Origin of the sequence: Mesorhizobium sp. M4B.F.Ca.ET.089.01.1.1 (genome assembly GCF_004022605.1) — a bacterium.
GTDB classification, from domain to species: domain Bacteria; phylum Pseudomonadota; class Alphaproteobacteria; order Rhizobiales; family Rhizobiaceae; genus Mesorhizobium; species Mesorhizobium abyssinicae.
This window is the reverse complement of record NZ_RZOS01000715.1, coordinates 1-1,933: the sequence shown is the minus strand read 5'-3', so window position 1 is coordinate 1,933 and position 1,933 is coordinate 1. Positions and strand designations below refer to the sequence as shown.

3 protein-coding genes are annotated in these 1,933 nt (G+C 66.5%); 1 reads left to right on the top strand and 2 read right to left on the bottom strand.

Annotated features, from left to right (window positions below; translation table 11 throughout):
- Positions 1-263, top strand: a 263-nt coding sequence (locus tag EN780_RS33080) for a cupin domain-containing protein (RefSeq protein WP_133372838.1), incomplete at its 5' end; no start/stop codon positions are given.
- Positions 264-279: 16 nt separating this feature from the next.
- Here the strand turns inward: EN780_RS33080 and EN780_RS33075 are convergent.
- Positions 280-987, bottom strand: a complete 708-nt coding sequence (locus EN780_RS33075; RefSeq protein ID WP_128276367.1) for a transporter substrate-binding domain-containing protein — start codon at positions 985-987, stop codon at positions 280-282.
- Between the two features lie 25 nt (positions 988-1,012).
- Positions 1,013-1,933: cytochrome P450 (locus tag EN780_RS33070; protein WP_133372837.1), on the bottom strand; the 921-nt coding region annotated here is incomplete at its 5' end.

Here is a 1,933-nt window from a genome sequence, read left to right as displayed (position 1 = left end):
ATCCGAAGTTCCGCACCTGGAATGTCGAGGAGCGGGACGGCGGCCTTTATGCCGGCATCTGGGAATCGACGCCTGGCAAGTGGCGCATCGTCTATGACGAGTGGGAGTTCTGCCACGTCCTGTCCGGCGTCTCGGTGATCTCCGAGGACGGCGGCGAGGCGCGCACCGTCAGGGCCGGCGACAGCTTCGTGCTGCGGCCAGGTTTCAAGGGGACCTGGGAAGTGCTCGAGACGACCCGCAAGGAATATGTGATCAAGCTCTGATCGCCTGCCAGCCGGGTCAGAGCAGGCGGTCGATATCGCCCTCGGAAAATCCGTACTCGCGCATCATCTGTCGGTGCCAGGAACTGCCGAGCAGCTCGCCCAGGCAAGAATCGATGCACTGGCGCAGCGCATCATTGCCCTTGGCCAGCGCGAAGGCGCCGGCCGCCGGCTGCTTTTCGTCGGCCGGAACGTCGATGACGGCAAGCGGCGCGTCGGGCCGTCCGGCCAGGTAGCCGCGGTGCGCCATGGCGACGCTGGCATAGGCATGCACCACGCCGGCGGCGACGGCCTCGGCCGCTTCGGCCTGGGTGCCGAAGATCCTGATCCGCTCGGCCGGGATGCCGTTACGCAGCGCCGTCTGGTGCTGGATCTGGCCCGATACAACGCCAAGTATGGCCGACGGATCGCGGCCGAGTGCCCGGTAGCCACCCAGTCCAAGCGGGTTACCCTCGGCGACCAGCAGTCCGTCCGGCAGCATCCAGATCGGCCGGGTGAAATCGACCAGCTTCTTGCGCTCGTCCGAGATGAACAGCCCCGTGGTCATGTCCCACCGGTCCTCGACCAGTCCCGGCAACAGTTCGGCGAACTCCGCCTCGATGGCCGAAAACCCGTCCAGCCCCAATGTCTCGCAAACCTTCTCCGCCAGCACCGCGTCGCAACCGCGCAAGGCGCCCGATGCGTCGGTGAAGCAGAAGGGCGGTTCCTGCAGGAAGGCGAATCTCATTGTCCCGATATCCGTTCGTCGCCTGTCAGAAGGCCACCGCGAGCCGTTCCAGCCCATGGAAATGATAGCTGTCGCGGAAGCGCGGCTCTTCGGCGAGGTGGAGCTTTGGCTGCCGCTCGAACAGCGTCTTCAGCGAGACCTGCAGTTCGAGCCTGGCCAGCGGCGCGCCGATGCAGAAATGGATGCCGGCGCCGAAGGAGACGTTCTTCTGGTCGGCGCGGCCTGGATTGAAGGCTTGCGGCGCGGCGAAGGCTAAGGGGTCGCGGTTGGCCATGCCGAGCAGCAGCGCGATCTTGTCGCCGCGCCTGAGCACGATGCCGGGCTGGACCTCGATTTCCTCATAGGCATAGCGCAGGAACATATGCAGCGGCGCGTCGAAGCGCAGGCATTCCTCGACCGTCGCAGCGGTCGCCTCCGGCGTGGTGAAGAAACGGCTGGGGTCGCCGCCCTGCGCCAGGATCGAGCGCACCGCATTGCCGGTCTGGTGCACGGTCGCTTCGTGGCCGGCATTGAGCAGCAGAATGGCTGATGACACCAGCTCGTCCTCGGACAGTCTCTGGCCATCTTCTTGCGCTGCGATCAGCAGCGACAGCAGGTCGTCGCCCGGCTGCTTGCGCCGCTCGGTGACGTAGCCGCGCAGGAAATCGGAAAAGTCGCGCGCGGCGCGGTTCGCGGTCTCCTCGGTCTCGCGCGTGCGGCCATGCATGTACATGGCGACGATCTGGTGCGACCAGTCGAGCAGCTGCGGCGCCATCGCCACCGGCACGCCGAGCATTTCGGCGATGATGGTGATCGGCAGCGGCGAGGCGAAGGCGGGCAAGAGGTCGACGCCGTTGGGCTCGAAGCGGTCGATCAGCTCGTTGGCCAGCGCTTCGACGCGCGGCCGCAGCCGTTCGACCTGGCGCGAGACGAATGCGCGGTTGACCAGGGTCCGCAGCCTGGTGTG